This is a genomic window from Streptomyces mobaraensis NBRC 13819 = DSM 40847, assembly GCF_017916255.1.
GTDB classification, from domain to species: Bacteria; Actinomycetota; Actinomycetes; order Streptomycetales; family Streptomycetaceae; genus Streptomyces; species Streptomyces mobaraensis.
The window spans coordinates 6,561,154-6,582,137 of the sequence record NZ_CP072827.1 but is presented as its reverse complement, the minus strand read 5'-3'; the positions used below and the strand labels follow the sequence as shown (position 1 = coordinate 6,582,137).

The window sequence follows — 20,984 nt, the reverse complement described above, 5'->3', positions numbered from 1 at the left end:
GCCGCAGCGCCCGTCCGACACCGCCCGGCATCCGCGGGGCCGGCGGGGCCGCACCCCGTCGTCCCCTCCGTAGGAGAAGGAGTCACCTGTCATGCCCAAGCCCGCCGACCCCACCCCGGACTTCTTCGGGTACGCCGACCTGCTCGGCGACGCCGAACGGGCGGAACTGGCCGCCATCCGCGACCACTTGGAGCAAGAAATCAAACCGCTGGCCGACGCCGCCTGGGCACGGGCGGAGTTCCCCTTCGAGGCGGTCGAGAAGATCGCCGCGATCAACCCGGCCGGCTACACCTATCCGGAGTTCGGCGACGGCCGCGAGCGCGGCGCGCTGTTCTCCGGCTTCCTCACCCTGGAGCTCAACCGGGTCGACCCGTCGCTCGGGGTGTTCTGCGGCGTCCACACCGGGCTGGCCATGGGCAGCATCCACGGCGGCGGCAGCGACGAGCAGCGCGAGCGCTGGCTGCCCGACATGGCCGCGATGAGGACGATCGGCGCCTTCGCCCTGACCGAGCCCGAGGGCGGCTCGGACGTCGCGGGCGGCATGCGCACCACGGCCCGGCGCGAGGGCGACACCTGGGTCCTCGACGGGGCCAAACGGTGGATCGGCAACGGCACGTTCGCCGATCTCGTGGTGGTCTGGGCGCGCGACACGGCCGACGGCCACGTCAAGGGGTTCGTGGTGCCGAAGGACACCCCCGGCTTCACCGCCACCAAGATCGAGGGCAAGATCGCGCTCCGCACCGTGCAGAACGCCGACATCACCCTCGACGGGGTGCGGGTCCCCGAGGCCGACCGCCTCCAGCGGATCGACGGCTTCCGCGACACCGCCGCCATCCTGGCCCGCACCCGGGGCGGGGTGGCCTGGCAGGCGCTGGCGGTCGCGGTGCGCGCCTACGAACTGGCCCGCGCCTACGCCGTGGACCGTACGCAGTTCGGCCGGCCCATCGGCGCCTTCCAGCTGGTCCAGGACCTGCTGGTGAAGATGCTCGGCAACGTGACCGCCATGTTCGGTATGACCGTCCGCCTCGCCCAGCTGACCGAGGCCGGCCGGGGAACCGCCGAACAGGCCGCCCTCGCCAAGGCGTTCACCACCGCCCGGATGCGCGAGTGCGTCGCCTGGGCCCGCGAGCTCTTCGGGGGCAACGGCATCGTCCTCGAGTACGAGATCGCAAAGTTCTTCGCCGACGCCGAGGCCCTGTACTCGTTCGAGGGGACCCGCGAGATGAACACCCTCATCGTCGGGAAGGCCGTCACCGGCCACAGCGCCTTCGTGTGACGCCTGCCTCCGAGGCCCGCGACGCTCCCGGAGGACCGCCCGGGGGCCGGTGACGTGCCGTCGTCGGCCCCTTCCGCCGCCGGGCGGCCGGGCGGGGGTCTTTCCCCGCCCCGGGGGTGGGTTCCGGCCATCCTGCCGCGCGCCGGGGCCGGTTGGCGTCCGGCCGGGGTCGGGAAGGGAGGGGCGCCCTTATGCTCCTGCGCCACACGACGTGTTACCGACGGTAGGGGGTTGCGATTCCCATGGTCGAGCAGGGCACGAAGAGTGGGGAAGCGGGCGTGGAGCGCGAGGGAACCGCTCGCAGGACGTTCGTGGGAGGGCTCACGGCCGCCGCCGCGGCCACCGCGCTCGGAGGGGCGGCGGGGACGGCGAACGCGTCGTCCCCGCCGCCCCGGACCGGCCCCGCCGGGCGGAGCGGCGGACGCCGAGGGGTCACGGGACGGACGGTCGCCGTGCTCGGCGGCGGCGTCGCCGGCCTCACCGCCGCGCACGAACTCGCCGAGCGCGGCTACCGCGTCACGGTGTACGAGCGCAAGGACGCGCTCGGCGGCAAGGCCCGGAGCATGGACGTGCCGGGCAGCGCGCGCGGCGGGCGGAGACCCCTGCCCGGGGAGCACGGCTTCCGCTTCATCCCCGGGATCTACCACAACCTGCCCGACACGCTGCGCCGCATCCCGTTCCCCGGCAACCGCGACGGCTGCCACGGCAACCTCGTCTCGCCCGGCGAGATGCTGATCGCCCGCACGGGGAAGGAGGACATCCGGCTCCCGTTCGCCAACCCCGGCTCCCCGCCGCCCGTCCTCACGCCGGACGAGCTCCGGCGCGCGCTGACGGCCCTGCTGGAGACCTTCACCGGCGTCCCGCCGCGTGAGATCGCCTATTTCGCCGGGCGGTTGCTGGTCTGGTTCACGAGCTGCGAGCGCCGGCGGCGCACGGAGTGGGAGCGTACGCCGTGGTGGGAGTTCACGCGCGCGGCGCGCATGTCGCCGGACTACCAGCGGCTGCTCTGCATCGGCCTGACCCGGAACATCGTCGCGACCAAGGCCGAGGTGGCGAGCGCCAAGACGGTGGCGACCTGCGCCGAGGCGTTCGTCTTCAACCTGCTCGGCCGGGGCGCGGACGGCCCGCCCGACCGGCTGCTCAACGCCCCGACCAATGAGGCGTGGATCGACCCGTGGGTGACGTACCTGAGGTCCCTGGGTGTGGAGTTCCACACGGGGTGGGAGGTACGGGACCTGCGGCTGGCCGGGGGCCGGATCACGGAGGCCGTGATCATGGACGCGGGAGGCGAACGCCATTCCGTCACGGCCGACCACTACGTCTCCGCGCTCCCCGTCGAGCACGCCCGTACCACCTGGAACGCGGAGGTCCGGGCGGCCGACCCCCGGCTGGCACGGTGCGACGCGCTCCGGACGGACTGGATGACGGGCATCCAGTTCTACCTCACCGAGCCCACGCCGGTGATCCACGGCCACATCAACCACATCGACTCCCCATGGTCGATCACCTCCGTCTCGCAGGCGCAGTTCTGGGCCGGGCGGGACGTCCGCCGGGACTACGGGGACGGCACGGTCGCCGACTGCCTGTCCTGCGACGTGTCGGAGTGGGACAAGCCCGGCATCCTCTACGGGCGGACGGCCAAGCAGTGCACCCGGGAGGAGGTGGCGCGCGAGGTGTGGGCGCAGCTGAAGGCGAGCCTGAACGACACCGGGCGGACGGTGCTCAGGGACTCGGTGCTGCACTCCTGGTTCCTGGACCCGGCGGTCCGCCTCGGCGGGCCGAACGCGGAGGCCACCAACGACGAACAGCTCCTCATCCACCCCGTGGGCACCTGGGGCAACCGCCCGGAGGCCCGAACGGCGATCCCGAACCTCTTCCTCGCCGGCGACTACGTGGCCACGGACATCGACCTGGCGACGATGGAGGGCGCCAACGCGTCGGCGCGGGCGGCGGTCAACGCGCTGCTGGAGGCGGACGGTTCGGCCGCGGAGCACTGTTCGATCACACCGCTGTACCGGGCGCCGGAGCTGGAGGCGGTGAAACGGCGGGACGAGGTGCGGCTGCGGCTGGGGCTGCCGAACGCGTTCGATCTGGGCTGAGCGGGTTCCGTCGGGACCGGGCGCGTTCCAGTGCTGCCGAAGTCGACGTGACAGCCGATCACGGCCCGGGCGACCGCAGCGGGCGCTCCGGCTACCGGGTCGCCCGGGCCGCGCGCGATCCGCGGGGGCCGATGCCGGTCCCCGGTGCGCCCGGCCTGCCCACTCAGGCGGTCGACGTGCGGGACCTCACCTCGCGGCTGCTCGACTCGGCGGAGTCGGGGACCACCGGCACGTACGACGCCGTCGGGCCGGTCGTTCCGCCTGACGGCCAGACCTGGCTTGACGCGCCCCTGTCAATTCATGCGGGCTCGTGGCACGCTTTCCGCACAGGTCTCCTCCGGACTTCTCCGGACGCGCGCCGGGACACCGGGGCGTCGGAACCGGGGCGTCGGACCGGACACGGAGACCGGCACGCCGATGCCACTCGGCAACTCAGGCTTCGTCGGCACAGCACGTGAGCACAGCTCGTAGGCACAGCCGCTCGGCACAGCACGTCGCACCGCTCGTCTGCCCGGGCCGCCCTTGGCGCGGTCCGGCCCCCACACGGCCGCCGCGCGCCCACCGCGCGCCGGCCACGGCAGAGGGAGTACGCGTGAGACGACACCCCCGCACGACCGCCATCGCCACCGGCGCCCTGCTGGCCGCCTGTTCCCTGGCCGTACCCGGCCTCGGGACCGGCGCCGCCGGTGCCGCGCCCCCGCCGGCCACCGAGCACACCGCGGCCGCCACGGCGGAGGCGCGGCAGCAGGCCGCCGCCTTCTGGACGCCCGAGCGGATGCGCTCGGCCACCCCGCTGGACCTCACCGCCGACCACCCCGCGGCCCCGCCCGCCCCCGTACAGGCCGGCGCCCACCACACCACCGTCGCCCCCACGACCCCCACAACCACCCACGACACCACCGCCGTCCGCTCGTTCCCGCAGGCCGGCGGCCCGTGGACGGGCGGCGGCGCGGTGGTCAAGACGTCGGGCCGGGTGTTCTTCACCATGCAGGGCCGTACGGCGTCCTGCTCGGGTGACGCGGTCACCAGCGCCAACGGCAGCACGGTCCTGACCGCCGGACACTGCGTCAAGTACCAGGGCAACTGGCACACCAACTGGACGTTCGTCCCCGGCTACCACGACGGTCAGGCCCCCTACGGCACCTGGGCGGCGACGAAGACGCTCTCCACCCCGCAGTGGACGGCGAGCGAGGACATGAACAACGACGTCGGCGCCGCCGTCGTCGGCCCGCTCGACGGCAAGCGGCTGACGGACGTCGTCGGCGGCCAGGGCCTGGACTTCAACGGCGGCTACAACAAGCGCATGTACTCCTTCGGCTTCCCGGCCGCCTCGCCGTACGACGGGACGAAGCTCATCCACTGCAGCGGGAACAGCACGAAGGACTTCCTCCTCACCAAGGACCACGGCCTCTCCTGCAACATGACCGGCGGTTCGAGCGGCGGCCCCTGGTTCACCTCGTTCGACGAGGCGACCGGCACCGGGCTCCAGGCGTCGGTGAACAGCTTCGGCTACACCTTCCTGCCGAACACGATGTTCGGACCGTACTTCGGCGACGTCGCGAAGACGCTGTACGACCAGGCGCAGACGGGCTGAGACGGCCCGGCCGGGGAGGCGGCGCGGTCGACGGACCACCGCGCGGCGCGCCGCCGCCCCAACGGGCCGCCCGCCCTTCGCCGTTCGGCCGGCTTCGGCCCCCGGGGCGGGTGGGCGAGGGGTGCCGGGCCGGCGCGGCGCGGTTCCGCGCGCGGCGATCGTGTACCCGCCCGCCCCTCGCGGAGTGGCCCCTGCGGCCACGCCTCGGCGGTGGTCACCGCCCCCGCGTGACCGGCATGTGGCGATCTTGTGTCGGAAGCCGGCGAGGGCTCCCACGGGACGACCGGTGCTCCTTAAGGTCCGTACCAGTACCCGCACCCGTCCCCCGAGAAAGGACCCGTCCCCGTGCGCCTCCCCCGTCGCCCCCGTGGCCCGCGTGGCCGCAAAGCGCTGGCCGCCCTCATATCCACCGCCGTCGCTGCCCCCGTGCTGCTCTCCGCCGCACCGGCCGACGCCCGGACCGCCGACGGCCCGGCGCGCCAGCACCGGAAGGCCGAACGGCTCGCGAGACAGCTGGAACGGGACGCGTCGGCGAAGGGCGCGTACCGGCACCTCAAGGCGCTGCAGCGGATCGCGGACGCCAACGGCGGCAACCGGGCCGCGGGGACGGCCGGTCACGAGGCGTCGGCCGCGTACGTCCACCGGCTGCTGAAGCAGGCCGGTTACCGGGTCTCGTACCAGTGGTTCGACGTCTGGCAGGCGAAGACGCTGACCGAGAAGCTGTCGGTCGTCTCCCCCGACGCACGTGATCTCCAGGTCAAGGCGGCGGAGTTCTCGCCGTCGACGCCGAAGTCGGGGCTGCGGGCGGCGCTGGCGCTCGCCCGGGTGGACAAGGACTCCGGCTGCGCGGCCGACGACTACCAGGGGACGTCCTTCACCGGCCGGATCGCCCTCGTGAAGCGCGGCGGCTGCACCTTCGCGGAGAAGCAGAAGGCCGCCGCCGCGGCGGGCGCGGTCGGCACGATCATCTACAACAACGTCGCGGGCGGCGTGGCGAAGCCGTCGTTCGGGAGCCCGGCCGACGGCAAGGTGCCCACCGCCGGCATCTCTCAGGCCGACGGCGAGGCGCTGGCCGCGGCGGCGGCCAAGGGCGAGGTGCGAGTGGCCCTCGACATCCAGCAGCAGCACATCAAGCGGCGCACCCCCAATGTGATCGCCGAGACGCGGGGCGGCGACCCGCGCCACGTCGTCGCGCTCGGGAGCCACCTCGACTCCGTCCCGGAGGGCCCGGGCATCAACGACAACGGTTCCGGCTCCGCCGGCCTGCTGGAGGTCGCCCTCAAGCTCGCCGACCGCACCCGCCGCTCCGGTCAGCAGCCCACCAACAAGGTCCGCTTCGCCTGGTGGTCGGGCGAGGAACTGGGGCTGCTGGGCTCCGAGCACTACGTGGCGCAGCTCTCCGAGGCCGAGCGCAAGAAGATCGCCCTCTACCTCAACTTCGACATGATCGCCTCGCCCAACCCGGCCCAGCTGGTCTACGACGGCGACGACTCCGACCACAAGGGCTCCGGCCCCGGCCCCAAGGGCTCCGCGGAGATCGAGAAGCTGATCAACGGCTACCTCGACCGCAAGGGCAAGCCCCACGAGGGCACCGACTTCGACGGCCGTTCCGACTACGGCCCGTTCATCGCCACCGGCATCCCCGCCGGCGGCACCTTCACCGGCGCCGAGGGCATCAAGTCCCCGGAGCAGGCCGCCAAGTTCGGCGGCAAGGCCGGCGCCCCGTACGACCCCAACTACCACGCGAAGGGCGACAACCTGTCGAACCTCGACCTCAAGGCGTTCGACACCAACATCGACGTCATCGCCCACGCGGTCGGCATCTACGCCCACGACCTGAGTTCCCTCGGCGGGGGCGCGCGCGGCTGACGGCGGCGGGGAGGGCCGACTCGCCACGCGAGGCCGGCCCTCCCCCGGGGCGACATAAGCCCTGCCGGACGAACGTGCCAACGGGCGCCCTGGAAATGAGGGGAATCCCGCCGCGCCCGTCGCTACCGTTCCCCCATGCACCCGATCACCGTCACCGGCTCCCGGCTCCGCCTCCGCGAGATCCGCGGCACCGACCTCGACGCGCTCCACGCCGTCCAGGGCCACGCCGACGTCGCGCAGCACATGAGGGGCCGGGCGCAGACCCGGGACGAGGTCGCGGAGTCGATCTCCCGCGCGGCGGGCCACGCGGGCGCGGTGCCGCGCACCGTCTACATGCTCGCGGTGGTCCGCTCGGCCGACGCCCGGCTGATCGGGCGGGCCGACCTGGACCTGGACCCGTTCTCCGAGAAGGCCGGCACCATCGGCTTCATGCTCCACCCGGACACGTGGGGCGCCGGCTTCGGCACCGAAACGGTTCACCTGCTCTGCGCGCTCGGCTTCCGGCACCTGGGACTGCACCGGATCTGGGCCACCCGCTCCCCGTCCAACATCGCGTCGGGCAGGACGCTGGCGAAGGCGGGACTGGCCGAAGAGGGCCGCATACGGGAGCAGTTCCATGTGGACGGGGCGTGGCGCGACTCCATCGTCCACGCGGTCCTGGAACACGAGTGGCGGGCTCCGGAGGGGTTCTCCGAGCGGTGAGCAGGCCCGCCTCGCGGCGGCCGACCTCGGCCACGACTGGATCGGCACGGAACACACCCTGCTGGGCCTGATCCGCGTCGAGGAGAGCCCGGCCGCGCGGATCCTGCGCGGCCTCGGTTTCACGTCGGACGAGCTGCACGAGACGGTCAGGACCGTGATCGCCGAACGGCTCGCCGCGCGCGACGAGCGGTAGCGAACGGTCAGTCAGCCGTGCCGGTCCCGGGGACGCTCGCCTGCCCCGGACCGGAACCGGCACCCGAAGTGTCGTGCGGCACGAACCGGCTCAGCCGGAAGACGGTCGGCTGCGTCAGGCGCCCGCAGAACATGTCCATCCGCATCGCCGACCAGTCGATCCCGGGGTCGGCCTCCCGGAGACTCCGCAGATGCGCGTGCCACTCCTCCTCGTCCCGGGTCTCGAACAGCGGCTGCCACCACCCCGCCTCGGGCCCGAACCGGTCAACGGCCCGCTCCCTCTCACGCTCCCGCTGACGTTTCCTCTTGCGCTGTCCCGGCATCGGGCCAGCATCGCCGGTTTCCCCCGGCGCGGCAACGAAGAGTCCGCGTTCCCGTGCGCGGCACCGATTGGATCTTGGGTCGTCGCTGGTGTAGAACACTCGACGATCAAGCATGATCACGTCAATTTACTCTTCACGTTTCATTGCACGGGGGATTCTTATGCGCTCGACCCGACGGATCGTGAGCACGCTGCTGCTCGTGACCGCGCTGACCGGCGGGCTCGCCGCCTGTGGGCCGGAGGACGACAAGGCGGCCGGCGGCTCCGGCGGTTCGGCCGCCTCGGCGAAGCCGTCCGCCAAGCCGGCCAAGGGCGGCGACGCCGGCCCGGACACCTACGACTGCGGCGGCAAGCCGCCCGTCATGCCCGCCGGGCACACGATGATCGAGGTGAAGCTGGAGCGGGACGCGAGCGGCTTCGAGGCCCAGACGGCGAAGCCCAAGTGCACGCCCAACGACTGGATCTACCACGGTGAGGGCGAGGCCAAGCACTACACGCTCGCCTCCGGCGTCAAGGCGCAGCTCGCGCTGAGCGCGGGCCCGGGGCAGTACAAGCCGGTCGACAAGGACCAGCTGGCCATGCACATCGACCGCTGCCTGGCCGAGGACCACAGCCGCGTGAAGCCGCCGTTCGGCTGCTACGGCAACGTCTACGAGATCACGCTCGACGGCAAGGGCCAGGTCGCGACGATCAAGGAGAAGTGGTCCGTCTGACCGGGCCGGTCCGATCCGGCGCGGTGGCGGCGCCCGCCGGCCCCCGCAGGTCCACCACCTCGTACCCCCGCGCCCGCACCAAGTCGATGATCTGCGGGAGCGCTTCCGCGTCCAGGACCTCGCCCGAGCCGTCGGCGGAGCCGATGTGCATCTGGATGATGGCGCCGGGGCGGAGGACGTCGGCGACGCGCTTCACCGCCTGCTGGACGGTCATCCCGCCTGGGGTGCCGAGGTAGCCCTTGGTGTCGGTGGTCCACTCGATGTCGGCGAAGCCGAGGGAGTTGACGTGGGCGATGGCCTGCGGCGTGGTCTCGCCGTAGGGGAAACGGAAGAAGGGCAGGGGGACGGTGCCCGTGGCGCGCAGAGCGCGGTCGGCGGCCGTCACCTCCTCCTCCACCTCCGCGCGCGTGAGGCGGGAGAAGTGTGGGTGGGTGTGCGAGTGGCTGCCGACGCCGTGCCGGCGGGCCATCGCCCGGACGGCGTCCGGGTGGCGCTCGGCGAACCGGCCGGTGGGGAAGAAGGTGGCGGGCGCTCCGCTCCGGTCGAGCGTGCGCAGGACGTCCGCCAGGCCGGCCTCGTCCCAGGCGGCGTTGAAGGTGAGGGCCACCTCGCGGCGCGTCGTCGGGAAGGTGCGGTTCTCGGATCCGTACAGCCGCTCTACCGAGCCGGGGCCCGCGGCCGGCGCGCGGCCCCCGGCGGTCGCCGCTCTCGTGCGGGCGACGGCGTTCGCGGCGGCCGGACCGAGTGCCGGCCCCGGCATCAGCACGACCAGGACGAGCAGCGCGGCGAGCGTCGGTACGCGGTGGTTTCGCATACGCCGAGCATGCCGGAACCGACCGGTCCGCGCCCCGCCCCCGTTTGCCGTCCACCCGGCCGGGTACCCGGCGGCGGTGAACATCCGCAGGAGGCCGAAAGTCGTCGTGGTGACCGGTGCGAGCGGCGGGGTCGGGCGGGCGACCGCCCGGGCGTTCGCCGCTCGCGGAGACAGCGTCGCCCTGTTGGCACGGGGACGGAAGGGGCTCGACGCCGCCGTCCGGGAAGTCGAGAAGGCCGGGGGCAGAGCCCTCGCCATCCCCGTGGACATGGCCGACGCGCACGCCGTGCGGGAGGCGGCGAACCGGGTGGAGGAGGAGTTCGGCCCGGTCGACGTCTGGGTCAACAACGCCTTCGCCACCGTCTTCGCGCCCTTCGTCGAGATCGAACCGGACGAGTTCCGGCGCACGACGGAAGTCACCTATCTGGGGTACGTGTACGGGACCCAGGCCGCCCTGTCCCGCATGCTGCCCCGCGACCACGGCACGATCGTGCAGGTCGGCTCGGCCCTCGCCTACCGCGGCATCCCCCTCCAGTCCGCCTACTGCGGGGCCAAGCACGCCATCCAGGGCATGAACGAGTCGCTGCGCTGCGAGCTGCTGCACGAGGGCAGCAGGGTGCGGACGACGATGGTCCAGCTGCCGGCCGTCAACACGCCGCAGTTCCGGTGGGCGCTGACCCGGATGCCGCGCCGCCCCCAGCCCGTACCGCCGATCTACCAGCCGGAGGTGGCCGCCCGGGCCGTCGTGTACGCGGCCGACCACCCGCGCCGGCGCGAGTACTGGATCGGCGGCAGCACCGTCGGGACGCTGCTCGCGAACGCGGTGGCGCCGGGGCTGCTGGACCGCTACCTCGCCCGTACCGGCTTCTCCGCCCAGCAGACGTCCATGCCGACGGAGGAGGGCATGCCGGTCAACCTCTGGCATCCGGAGGACGACGAGGGCGGCCACGACTTCGGCGCCCACGGCCTCTTCGACGACCGGACGGTCGTCCGGGCCGCCCAGCCGTGGGCCTCCCGCCACCGCGGCGCCCTGGCGCTGGCCGCGCTGGCGGCCGGGGCGGGCGTGGCCGGTGGCCTGCGACGCGCCCGGCGCTGACCGCGCGGCGGCCGGACGTGCGGCGGCCCGACGCGTACGACCCCGCCGCGCGGCGGGGTCGTACCCGTGTACGCGGCACCCCGCCGCGCCCCTGCCGCCCCACCCCACATCACCCGTTCGGGGGTATTGCGCGGGTGTCCGGCGCGCCCTCACCATGACCAGTGGCGGCGCCGGGCAATCGTCCGACGGCACCGCCGGGGCGTGAGCGGTGCGCGGGCCGGGTGCGGGCCGTGCGACGCGAGCCGGTTCCCCGCCCTCTGTTCTCCCGCTCGTGGACTGCCCGCTCTCCGTGCCCCGCCCTGCGCCCGTCCGCCCGCGGCCGGGCCCGCGCCTTCCCGAAGGGCCGACGCGTCCCCGTCCCGACGGTCGCCGTCCCGACGGTCTCCGTCCCGGACGTCCCGGGTCCCGTCCCTTCCCGAGGGCATCCCCATCGTCGGCGCTCCCCGGATCCCAGCGGAACCGTGCCCCGGAAAGCGCCCCGGACACCGCCCCGGCAAGGACACCGCCCGGCAACCCTGAGAACCCTGAAATGGGGATGGACGACCGTGACATCCGAACAGCACACCGGCTCCGGACCGGCCGCCCCGGCCGCCGTCCGGCTGATCTTCGAGTACGAGGGGCCGGACATCCGGCTCGTCTCCCGGCAGCGGGTGGACGCCGCCCCGCCGCCCACCGACGACCTGACCGGCCCGCACCCCACGGCCGCGACGGCCGGGGAGTCCGAGGTCAAGGGCTTCTGGGTGGAGGTCCGCGACGGCCGGCAACGGCCGCTCTACCGGCGCGTCATGCACCCCCCGGTGCGCCACGACGCCGAGGTGTTCTCCGACGACGCGGAGCGCTCGCTCGCCCGGGTGCCGGTGGACGAGCCGAAGGGGACGTTCGCGGTGCTGGTCCCCGAGATCGAGGGGGCCGACCACGTCGCCCTGGTGAGCAGCCCGCTCACCCCGGGGCCGACGGTGGCCGCCGCGGCCGAGGTGGCGCGCTTCTCCCTCACACCGGACACGGACGAGACCGACGAGACGCCCGAGGGGGGCCGTTGAGATGGGTACGGGGGACGGTGCCGTCATCGGCACCACCAAGATCGTCGACAACGGTCCGGCGAACGCCCGCTGGAACCTGGTCATCATGGGCGACGGCTACCGCGCCACCGAGCTGGGCCAGTTCGCCGCGAACGCGCGGAGCTTCGTCGACACCCTCTTCGCCACCGCGCCGTTCACCGGGCTGCGGTCCGCGATCAACGTCTACCGGGTGGACGTCCGCTCGGCGGACAGCGGCGCCGACGACCCCACGGCCTGCGGCGGCACGGGCGCGGCACCGGCCACCTACTTCGACGCGGCGTTCTGCAACAACGGCACCCGCCGGCTGCTGACGGTCAACACGGGAACCGCCCTCACCGTGGCCGGGCAGCAGGTGCCGCAGTGGAACATGGTGATGGTGATCGTCAACTCGACCGTGTACGGCGGCTCGGGCGGATCGGTCGCGGTCTTCTCCCTCGCGCCCAACGCCAACGAGATCGGCCTGCACGAGATGGGCCACACGGCGTTCGGCCTCGCGGACGAGTACGAGTCCTACCTGGGCTGCGGCATCGACACCGACCGCAACACCCACCCGGCGGTCGAGCCGGCGCAGCCGAACGTCACCATCGATCCCAACCGGGCGACGAACAAGTGGCGCGACCTCGTCGCCCCCGCCACGGCGATGCCGACGACGCGGAACCCCAACTGTGCGCTGTGCGACACGCAGCCCAACCCCGTCGGCGCCGCCACGGTGGGCGCGTTCGAGGGGGCCGACTACTACCACTGCGCCGCGTTCCGGCCGCAGTACAACTGCCGGATGCGGGTGCTGGGTCAGCCGTTCTGCGCGGTGTGCCAGCGCCGGATCCGGCAGACGCTGCTGCCCCGGCTGCCCGCGAACCGGGTCACCTCGGTGGCGCGCACCTCGGGCCACCTGGACGTCTTCTGGGTGAACACCGACGGGAAGGTGTGGAGCAACTGGTGGGACCAGCAGGCCGGGAACAGCTGGGGCGACCACGGCGCGTTCCCGATCGCCCGCGACTGGCCGGTGCCGGCGGCCCACGACACCGGGGTCACGTCCGTCGCCCGGACCTCGGGGCATCTCGACGTGTTCTGGGCGGGCACGGACGGGAAGATCTGGAGCAACTGGTGGGACCAGATCGCCGGGAACGGCTGGTACGACCACGGCGCGTTCCCCATCGCGCGCGAGTTCCCCACCCCCGCCGCCCCCGGGACGGGCATCGCCTCGGTCGCCCGGACCTCCGGGCACCTGGACGTCTTCTGGGCGGGCACCGACGGGAAGATCTGGAGCAACTGGTGGGACCAGAACGCGGGCGCGGGCTGGTACGACCACGGAGCCTTCCCCATCGCCCGTGACTTCCCGGTCCAGGCCGCCTCCGGCACCGACGTCGCCGCCGTCGCCCGCACCTCCGGCCATCTCGACGTCTTCTGGGTCGGCACCGACGGCAAGATCTGGAGCAACTGGTGGGACCAGAACGCGGGCGCGGGCTGGTACGACCACGGCGCGTTCCCCATCGCCGCCTCCTTCCCCGTCCCCGCCGCCCCCGGCAGCGGCGTCGCGGCCGTCGCCCGCACCAGCGGCCACCTCGACGTCTTCTGGGTCGGCACCGACGGCAAGATCTGGAGCAACTGGTGGGACCAGAACGCGGGCGCGGGCTGGTACGACCACGGCGCCTTCCCCATCGCCGCCTCCTTCCCCGTCCCCGCCGCCCCCGGCACCGGCGTCGCCGCCGTCGCCCGCACCAGCGGCCACCTCGACGTCTTCTGGGTCGGCTCCGACGGCAAGGTGTGGAGCGCCTGGTGGGACCAGAGCGCCGGGAACGGCTGGTACGACCACGGGGTCTTCCCCATCGCCGCCCAGTGGCCCGTCCCGGCCGTGCCGGGCAGCGGCGTCACGGCGGTGGCCCGTACCTCCGGGCACCTGGACGTGTTCTGGGCGGGGGCCAACGGGAAGGTGTGGAGCGCCTGGTGGGACCAGAGCGCCGGAAACGGCTGGTACGACCACGGCGTGTTCTCCATCTGAGACTCCGGCTGAGACTCTTGGGGCACCCCTTCAGTCGCCGCGGCCCCGGACCACCCCCCGGGCCGCGGCCGCCACCGCTCCCGCAACCCCGGCACCGGCCACCGCCGCCACCGCCCACGCGTCGGCCCGCCGCCGGTCCGGGCGCGGGGCGCCGAGCTTCTCCGGGTGTTCGGCCGGGGCCGGGCCGTCGAGGCCGAGGGCGAGCGCCTCGGCCAGGTGCATGGCCCGGCGGCCGGTGCCGCCCTGTTCGATCTGGGTGCGGCAGCTGAAGCCGTCGGCGAGGACGTACGTCGCGGGTCCGGCGGCGCGGACGGCCGGGAGGACGCCCTGTTCGCCGACGGTCATCGACAGGTCGTGGTGGCCGCGCTCGAAGCCGAAGTTGCCGGCGAGGCCGCAGCAGCCCTCGTCGAGGACGTCGGCGTGCAGTCCGGCGCGTTTCATCAGCTCCGTGTCGGCGTCGAACTTCATGACGGCGTGCTGGTGGCAGTGCGTCTGCACCAGCGCCGTCCGGGCCGCGCGCGGTGGCCGCCAGTCCCGCGGCGCCCGGTTGACCAGGAGCTCCGAGAAGGTGAGGAACTGCTCCGAGAGCCGCCGGACGTCCTGGTCCTCGGGCATCAGCTCCGGCGCGTCGGCCCGGAACACGGCCGTGCAGGACGGTTCCAGGCCGACGACGGGCGTCCCGGCCGCGATCCACGGCCCGAGCGTGTCGAGGGTGCGGCGCAGCACCCGCTTCGCCGTGCCGAGTTGACCGGTGGAGATCCAGGTGAGGCCGCAGCAGACGGGCCGTTCGGGAACGGCGACGTGGAACCCCGCGTCCTCCAGCACCCGGACGGCGGACCGGGCGACGTTCGGGTGGAAGTGGGTGCTGAAAGTGTCGGGCCAGAGCAGGACCGTGCGCGGGTCGCCCGGCTCGGGCGCGGGCGTGCCCCGGGCCCGCCACCAGTCGAGGAACGACTCCTCGGCGAAGACCGGCAGCCGCCGCTCCCCCGCCACGCCGGCGAGCCGCTTGCCGACGGCGGCCACGCCGGGCGCCTGGAGGAGCGCGTTGACGGCGCGGGGCGCGGCACGGGCGAGCCGGGCCCACACCGGGAGCCAGCCGAGGCTGTAGTGGGCGGCGGGCCGGAGCCGGCCGGCGTAGTGGTGGGACAGGAACTCGGCCTTGTAGGTGGCCATGTCCACCCCAACCGGGCAGTCGGACTTGCAGCCCTTGCAGGCCAGGCAGAGGTCGAGGGCGTCGCGGACGGCGGTGGACCGCCAGCCGTCGGTGACGGTCGAGTCCTCGTGGCCGTTCAGCATCTCGAAGAGGAGCCGGGACCGGCCGCGCGTGGAGTGCTCCTCCTCGCGGGTGGCGCGGTAGGAGGGGCACATGACGCCGCCGGTGCTGGCGCGGCACTGGCCGATGCCGACGCAGCGGAGCACGGCCCGGCCGAACTCGTGCTCGTCGTCCGGGTACCGGAAGTGGGTGTCCTCGGCGGAGGGCCGCCACAGCGGGCCGAGGCGCAGGTTCTCGTCGACGCGGTGGGGGTGGACGACCTTGCCGGGGTTCATCTTGCCGTCGGGGTCGCAGAGGTGCTTGAGTTCGGCGAACGCGCCGACCAGCCGCTCGCCGAACATGCGGACGAGCAGTTCGCCGCGGGCCTGTCCGTCGCCGTGCTCGCCGGAGAGGGAGCCGCCGTACTCCTGGACGAGGTCGGCGGCCCGGTGCAGGAAGCGGCGGAAGTCGGCGACGCCCTCGGCGGTGCGCAGGCCGAAGGGGACGCGGGTGTGGACGCAGCCCTGCCCGAAGTGCCCGTAGAGGGAGGCGCTCTGGTACCCGAACTCGCCGAAGAGCTTCTTGAGGTCGCGCAGGTAGTCGCCCAGGCGGTCCGGGGGGACGGCGGAATCCTCCCAGCCCTCCCAGGTCTCGCGGTCGTCGGGCGGCCGGGCCGTGACGCCGAGGCCGGCCTCGCGGGCCTTGAGCATCGCCTGTTCGCGCTCGGGGTCGTCGGAGAGGGCGACGTCCGGGGCGTCCTCGCGCCGGCCGACGGCCCGCAGCAGGGCGCGGGCCTTGTCGTCGGTCTCCTCCGTGCTGTCGCCGGTGAACTGGAGCATCAGCCAGCTGTTCCCGGCGGGGAGGCGTTCGAGGGAGTCGAGGTAGGCGCCCTCCTCGCGCATCAGCTGGGCCATGCGGTGGTCGATGGCCTCCAGTTGGTCGGGGTGGCAGTGCTCGAGGAGGCGGGGGACGTCGTCGGCGGCGGCGCAGATGTCGTCGTAGCCGAGGACGAGGACGGTCGCGGCGGCCGGTACGGACACCAGGTCGAGCTCGGCGTGCAGCACGGTGACGAGGGTGCCCTCGCTGCCGGCCAGGGCGCGGGCGACGTGGAAGCCGTTCTCGGGGAGGAGGGAGTCGAGGTTGTAGCCGGAGACGCGGCGGGGGATGCGGGGGTAGCCGCGCCGGATCTCGGCGAGGTGGCGGTCGGCCAGGCCGCGCAGCCCCCGGTAGAGGTGGGCGCGCCGGCCGCCGGCGGCCTGGATCCGCTCGTACTCGTCGTCGCCGGTGGGGCCGGTCCAGCAGCGGAGCCCGTCGTAGGTGAGGATCTCCAGCCGGCGGAGGTTGTCGACGGTCTTGCCGTAGGACTGGGCGGTGGCGCCGCACGAGTTGTTGCCGATCATGCCGCCGATGGTGCACTGGCCGTGCGTGGACGGCTTGGGCCCGAACTTCAGCTTGTGCGGCGCGAGTTCCCGGTTGAGGTCGTCGAGGACGATGCCGGGTTCGACGACGCAGGTGCGGGCCTCGGGGTCGACCGAGACGAGCCGGTGGCAGTACTTGGACCAGTCGATGACGACGGCCCGGTTGGTGGTCTGCCCGGCGAGGCTGGTGCCGCCGCCGCGGGAGAGGACGGGGAGCCCGTACTCGGCGCACACGGCGACCGCCTCGGCGCCCGCGTCCACTGTGTGCGGCAGGACGACGCCGAGGGGCGGCTGCCGGTAGTTGGACCCGTCGGTGGAGTACGCGCCGCGGCTGCCGGCGTCGAAGCGCACCTCGCCGTCGACGCGCCGCGCCAGCGCCCGGCGTGCCGCGCGCAGCGCCTTCTCCTCCGTCTCTCCCGTCTCCCCTGTCGCCCGTCCGTCCGTCATCGGGTCTCCCTCCGTTCGGCGGGCCGGGCGCGCCACCGGTCGTCCACGACCACCGTGGCACCCGGGACGGGGTGCCGCAGGGCGTGGGCGCCCGATCGGGGGCGCCGGCCCGGCTTCTCGCTCCACCGGGCGGGATGGCGACCGCCCGGCCGCCGGTGCGGTGTGTCCGTCCGGCCGTGGGGCCGTTCGGTTGTGGGGCCGTTCGGTTGTGGGTCTTACGGCCGTGGGCCCCGTCACGCGCCGCCCCGCCGCGAGACCGCCCGCCACGCGAGCCGCCCGACCGCCGACCGGCCAACCGCCCAACCGCCCGACCGGTCAGCCGCCCGGCCACAGGACCAGCGCCGACAGCAGTCCGATGCCGGCCGCCGCCCACGCCACGTAGTCGCCGACGTGCCCGGAGTGCAGCCGGCGCAGTGGGGCCGCCCACCGCCGGGCCGGGACGGCACCCCGTACGCCGAGCGCCGCCAGCCCGGTGGCGAGCAGGGCCGAGAGCAGGCCGAGGCCCACTCCGGCCGGACTCCACCACGGGGACGGGTGCCCCGCGCCGGGCGCGGCATGCGTGCCGTCCAGCACGGTGGCCGCGTAGCCGGCGTGGTCGGTGAAGGCGCGCGCCGCGCCGGCCGCCCCGCGGGCCAGGGCGGGCACGGTGCCGACGGCGAGGGCGCCGGTGAGCAGGAGGGCGGCGACCGTGGCCATCAGCGACGGCAGCCGGCGCACCCGGCGTTCGGTCTCGGGCTCCTCCTGGTCGCCGGTGGTCTCGGGGGCGCCGCACTCGTCCTCCTCGCGGGGGCCGGCGCCGAGGAAGACGCGGGCGGCGGCGCGCAGCACCGCGCCGCCGGTCACCGCCGAGACCACGACGTACAGGGCGGTCAGCCACGCGGCCTGCTCCTCGGCCAGCGCCTTGCCGAGGGCGGTCCCGAACGGCGGCAGCCCGGCGAGGGCGAGTCCGCCGGCCGCGTAGAGGACGCCGACGCCGCGCATCTCGCGGGCCCGGCCGTGCAGCCGGTGCTCGTCCACGCCGCCGTAGCGGTCGAGGAGCGCGCCGGTGCACGCGAAGAGGGCGGCCTTGACGCCCGCGTGCCCGAGGACGTACAGGAACACGCCGGTGACGCCGTCGGGTTCGAGCGCGGCGAGCCCGGCGAGGAAGAGGCCGGTGTGGGCGACGGTGGAGAAGGCGAGCAGCCGTTTGAGGTGCCGCTGCTGCCAGCACAGGGCGGCTCCGGTGAGGGCGGTCAGCAGGCCGAGGACGGTCAGGGCGCGCCGGAAGTCCTCGGCGGGGACGCCGCCGGGCCCGGCGAAGACCGTGACGTACACGCGGGCGGCGCCGTAGACGCCCATCTCCACCATGACGCCGGAGAGCAGCATGCAGACGGGCGTCGGGGCCACGGCGTGGGCGTCGGGCAGCCAGAAGTGGAAGGGCGCGGCGGCGGCTTTGATCAGCAGCCCGGTGAGAACGAGGACGAGCGAGGCGAGGACCAGGGCGTCGGGCCGGCCGAGCGCGTCGAGTTCGCGCCCGGCCTGGGCCATGCCGAGTTCGCCGGTGCGGGCGTAGAGCAGGGCGATGCCGAGCAGGCTGGCGTAGCCGCCGAGGGAGTTGACGAAGCCGAAGGCGAGCGCGCCCTGGACGGGCCGCGCCTCCTCGACGCGGTAGCCGGTGAGGGCGTAGCCGACGACGCCCATGAGCTCGAAGAAGACGAAGGCGTTGAAGAGGTCGCCGGTGAGGGCGAAGCCGCACATGCCCGCCTGGAAGAGGAGGATGAGGGCGGGGAAGGAGCCGGTGTGGCCGCGCGGCGGTTCGTCGAAGTAGCGCCAGGCGTAGGCGAGGACGGTGACCACGAGGAGCGAGGTGAGGGCGGCGAGGCCGGTGCCGGTGCGGTCGCCGGTGAGGACGATGCCCACCCCGTGGCCGTCGACGGGCCGCCAGTCGCCGGCCCAGACGACGTACGGGCCGCCGGCGAGGGCGGCCGCGGCGAGGCCGGCGGAGGCGGCGGCGCAGAGGCAGCCGACGGTCTCTGCGACCGGCCGGGCCATCCACCGGCCCGCGCCGGCCAGCAGGGCGGCGCCGAGCAGCGGGACGACGACGATCAGCGGGAGCAGCCGGTCCACTGGCTCAGCCCTTCAGTTCGGACAGGGCGTCGGGGTCGGTGGTGCCGTGCCGTTTGGCGATCTGCACGACGAGGGCGAGCAGCAGCGCGGTGACCGTCGCACCGACGACGACGTCGGTGAGGGCGAGGGCCTGGACGACGGGGTCGACGACGGGCCGGGAGCCGGGCGCGATGTCGGAGAAGACCGGCGCGGTGCCGCCCTTGCGGTAGCCGACGGCGAGGAGCAGCACATAGGTGGAGGACTGGGTGACGGACAGGCAGCCGACGGCGTGCACCAGGTCGCGGCTGGTGGCCATGCCGTAGACGCCGACGAGGAAGATCCAGCCGGCGACGAGGTAGGGCAGGACGCTCATCCCGCGCCCTCCCGCCGGTCCTCGTCACCCTCGATCTCCAGGGCCTGGCCCAGGAACCGGGCCAGCAGGACGACCACGGCGGCGGCGACCTCCACGCCGACGGCGGCGTTCAGCAGCGGGACGGTGCCGCCGGAGGAGAGGGTGTTGAAGGTGCCGTACGGCAGGACGTTGGCCAGGTAGGCGGCGCCGGCGAGCAGTCCGCCCGCGCCGGTGAGGACGTACGCGGCCTCGCCTGCGGCGTCGGCGATCTCGTAGGCGCCGAGCGGCCGGACGCGTTCCAGGGCGCGGTAGTCGACGGCGATGTACAGCAGGTGCACGGCGGTCGCCACGACGACGCCGCCCTGGAAGCCGCCACCGGGGCTGAGCTGGCCGTGGGCGACGACGTACAGGCCGATGAGGAGGGTGACGGGCAGCAGGAGCAACCCGTAGCGGCGGGTCCCGGCCGGTACGGGCGTGGGCACGGGGGCGGTCCGGTGCTCGTCGCGGGTCTGCCGCAGCAGGACGACGGTGCCGAGGACGGAGCCGAACAGGATGCTCTCCTCGCCGAGGGTGTCGAGGGCGCGCTGGTCGAAGTTGACGGAGGAGACGGTGTTGGCGGTGTGCCGGAGCAGCGCGGCGTGCACGGCGCGGTCGCCGTAGGGGTGCCGGTCGCCGCCGAACGGCGGCAGTTCGGCGCAGGCTGCGGCGAACAGGGCGGCGGTGGCGAGCAGCCCCAGGGCCAGGACCCACAGCCGGACGCGGTGGCTCATCGGGACCGCCCCTTCTCGTGCTCCTCCGCCTGCCGGCTCCGGCCGATCCGCCGCACCTTGCGGACCGTCAGCAAGATCATCAGCGGGGTGACCGCCGATCCGACGGCGAGCTGCGAGAGGCCGACGTCCGGCGCCTGGTCCACGGTGAACAGGACGGCGAGCGCGAGGCCGAGGAGCGACAGGACGACGGCCTGCCGGGCCGGGTCCCGGTTGAGGACGGCGGCGGTCGCGGCCGCCGCGACGAGGAGCAGCGCGAGGCCGCCGAGGACGTCATCCACCGCGCACCGCCCGGGTGGTGACCGCTCCCCCGGCGAGCAGCAGGACGCCGATCACGATCAGTTTGGCCATGGCCCGGCCGGGGCCGGTGGCGACGCAGAGCGGGACGACGGTGGCGACGGTGGCCGCGGCGACGAGCGGGCCGAGCAGCCGGGAGGTGGTGCCGGACGGTCCCGGTGACGTCTCGAAGAGGCGGACGAAGACGAGGGTGCCCGCCGGGCCGAGCACGGAGACGACGAGGGCGAGATCGATGTAGGCGGGCCGCTCGTACCCCTGGGCGAGCAGCAGGAACACCAGGCACAGCAGCAGCGTCGCGGTGTTCTGGGCGGTCATGCGGCGGCCGGTGCCGCCGGTCGCGGCGCCCCACAGGCAGGGGCCGAGCCCGCCGGCGACGAGGAGGGCGGCGCCCGCCAGCCACCAGTTCACCGTTCCGCCGCCGCCCGGCGCGCCGCCCTGGCCGCCCACGCCCCGGCCGCCGCGGCCCCCGCCCCGACCCCGGCCTCCAGGACGTCCACGGACGAGATCAGCACCACCCACAACAGGGTGAGCCCGGCCCACCACCCCAGCGTCTCGGCGACGGCGCCGACGGCGCGTGCCCTGTCCGGCATGCCCGCTCCTCCCTGCTCGTCCCCCGGCCGCCCCGGATACCC

At 74.1% G+C, this 20,984-nt stretch carries 19 protein-coding genes and 1 pseudogene; 11 read left to right on the top strand and 9 right to left on the bottom strand.

Annotated features, from left to right (window positions below):
- Window positions 1-91 precede the first annotated feature (91 nt).
- The 7 genes and pseudogenes from J7W19_RS28335 (at window position 92) to J7W19_RS28310 (ending at window position 7,733) form a co-directional block, all read left to right on the top strand.
- The gene (locus J7W19_RS28335) at window positions 92-1,276 is read left to right on the top strand and encodes an acyl-CoA dehydrogenase family protein (protein WP_004940703.1); all 1,185 of its coding nucleotides are present in this window, start codon (window positions 92-94) and stop codon (window positions 1,274-1,276) included.
- 242 nt (window positions 1,277-1,518) lie between these two features.
- A complete protein-coding gene (locus J7W19_RS28330) occupies window positions 1,519-3,375 on the top strand; it encodes a hydroxysqualene dehydroxylase (protein WP_051072498.1) in 1,857 nt (618 codons plus the stop codon).
- Window positions 3,376-3,437: 62 nt separating this feature from the next.
- Window positions 3,438-3,635, top strand: a pseudogene (locus J7W19_RS33240) (oxidoreductase); the annotation flags it as partial.
- 332 nt (window positions 3,636-3,967) lie between these two features.
- The gene (locus J7W19_RS28325) at window positions 3,968-4,969 is read left to right on the top strand and encodes a trypsin-like serine peptidase (RefSeq protein ID WP_004940696.1); all 1,002 of its coding nucleotides are present in this window, start codon (window positions 3,968-3,970) and stop codon (window positions 4,967-4,969) included.
- 345 nt (window positions 4,970-5,314) lie between these two features.
- Window positions 5,315-6,838 (top strand): M28 family metallopeptidase, encoded by a 1,524-nt coding sequence (locus J7W19_RS28320; RefSeq protein ID WP_004940694.1) that lies wholly within the window; start codon window positions 5,315-5,317, stop codon window positions 6,836-6,838.
- A gap of 135 nt (window positions 6,839-6,973) precedes the next feature.
- Window positions 6,974-7,540 (top strand): GNAT family N-acetyltransferase, encoded by a 567-nt coding sequence (locus J7W19_RS28315; RefSeq protein WP_004940692.1) that lies wholly within the window; start codon window positions 6,974-6,976, stop codon window positions 7,538-7,540.
- Window positions 7,455-7,733, top strand: a complete 279-nt coding sequence (locus J7W19_RS28310) for a Clp protease N-terminal domain-containing protein (protein ID WP_004940690.1) — start codon at window positions 7,455-7,457, stop codon at window positions 7,731-7,733. Before J7W19_RS28315 ends, J7W19_RS28310 begins: the two co-directional genes overlap by 86 nt.
- 7 nt (window positions 7,734-7,740) lie before the next feature.
- Here the strand turns inward: J7W19_RS28310 and J7W19_RS28305 are convergent, their stop codons facing one another.
- Window positions 7,741-8,055, bottom strand: a complete 315-nt coding sequence (locus J7W19_RS28305; RefSeq protein WP_233478189.1) for a hypothetical protein — start codon at window positions 8,053-8,055, stop codon at window positions 7,741-7,743.
- 160 nt (window positions 8,056-8,215) lie between these two features.
- On the opposite strand from J7W19_RS28305, the gene J7W19_RS28300 reads away from it, so the two are divergent.
- Window positions 8,216-8,767, top strand: a complete 552-nt coding sequence (locus J7W19_RS28300) for a hypothetical protein (protein WP_004950478.1) — start codon at window positions 8,216-8,218, stop codon at window positions 8,765-8,767.
- Here J7W19_RS28300 and J7W19_RS28295 read toward each other — a convergent pair.
- Window positions 8,745-9,581: a polysaccharide deacetylase family protein gene (locus J7W19_RS28295; RefSeq protein WP_004950479.1), complete on the bottom strand. Its 837-nt coding sequence runs from the start codon at window positions 9,579-9,581 to the stop codon at window positions 8,745-8,747. The two genes, J7W19_RS28300 and J7W19_RS28295, sit on opposite strands and share 23 nt — an antisense overlap.
- Before the next feature lie 76 nt (window positions 9,582-9,657).
- Between J7W19_RS28295 and J7W19_RS28290 the strand changes: the two genes are divergently transcribed.
- The 3 genes from J7W19_RS28290 to J7W19_RS28280 all read left to right on the top strand — a co-directional run bounded on the left by J7W19_RS28290 (window position 9,658) and on the right by J7W19_RS28280 (window position 13,734).
- Complete coding sequence (locus J7W19_RS28290; RefSeq protein ID WP_106429708.1) at window positions 9,658-10,677, top strand: SDR family oxidoreductase; 1,020 nt, start codon at window positions 9,658-9,660, stop codon at window positions 10,675-10,677.
- 545 nt (window positions 10,678-11,222) lie between these two features.
- A complete protein-coding gene (locus J7W19_RS28285) occupies window positions 11,223-11,717 on the top strand; it encodes a hypothetical protein (RefSeq protein ID WP_004950486.1) in 495 nt (164 codons plus the stop codon).
- Window position 11,718: 1 nt separating this feature from the next.
- Window positions 11,719-13,734 (top strand): M64 family metallopeptidase, encoded by a 2,016-nt coding sequence (locus J7W19_RS28280; protein ID WP_210455395.1) that lies wholly within the window; start codon window positions 11,719-11,721, stop codon window positions 13,732-13,734.
- A gap of 30 nt (window positions 13,735-13,764) precedes the next feature.
- Here J7W19_RS28280 and J7W19_RS28275 read toward each other — a convergent pair whose 3' ends face one another.
- From J7W19_RS28275 to J7W19_RS28245, 7 genes are all read right to left on the bottom strand, one after another.
- Window positions 13,765-16,851, bottom strand: a complete 3,087-nt coding sequence (locus tag J7W19_RS28275) for an FAD-binding and (Fe-S)-binding domain-containing protein (protein ID WP_004950492.1) — start codon at window positions 16,849-16,851, stop codon at window positions 13,765-13,767.
- 315 nt (window positions 16,852-17,166) lie between these two features.
- Window positions 17,167-18,957, bottom strand: a complete 1,791-nt coding sequence (locus tag J7W19_RS28270; protein ID WP_004950494.1) for a complex I subunit 5 family protein — start codon at window positions 18,955-18,957, stop codon at window positions 17,167-17,169.
- A gap of 4 nt (window positions 18,958-18,961) precedes the next feature.
- Complete coding sequence (locus J7W19_RS28265; protein WP_004950496.1) at window positions 18,962-19,309, bottom strand: sodium:proton antiporter; 348 nt, start codon at window positions 19,307-19,309, stop codon at window positions 18,962-18,964.
- The gene (locus tag J7W19_RS28260; RefSeq protein WP_004950498.1) at window positions 19,306-20,058 is read right to left on the bottom strand and encodes an MnhB domain-containing protein; all 753 of its coding nucleotides are present in this window, start codon (window positions 20,056-20,058) and stop codon (window positions 19,306-19,308) included. Before J7W19_RS28260 ends, J7W19_RS28265 begins: the two co-directional genes overlap by 4 nt.
- Entirely contained in the window at window positions 20,055-20,336 is a 282-nt protein-coding gene (locus tag J7W19_RS28255) for a Na(+)/H(+) antiporter subunit B (RefSeq protein ID WP_004950501.1), read from the bottom strand. Before J7W19_RS28255 ends, J7W19_RS28260 begins: the two co-directional genes overlap by 4 nt.
- The gene (locus J7W19_RS28250) at window positions 20,329-20,760 is read right to left on the bottom strand and encodes a monovalent cation/H+ antiporter complex subunit F (protein WP_040891506.1); all 432 of its coding nucleotides are present in this window, start codon (window positions 20,758-20,760) and stop codon (window positions 20,329-20,331) included. Before J7W19_RS28250 ends, J7W19_RS28255 begins: the two co-directional genes overlap by 8 nt.
- Window positions 20,757-20,942: a hypothetical protein gene (locus tag J7W19_RS28245; RefSeq protein WP_004950509.1), complete on the bottom strand. Its 186-nt coding sequence runs from the start codon at window positions 20,940-20,942 to the stop codon at window positions 20,757-20,759. Before J7W19_RS28245 ends, J7W19_RS28250 begins: the two co-directional genes overlap by 4 nt.
- Window positions 20,943-20,984 lie beyond the last annotated feature (42 nt).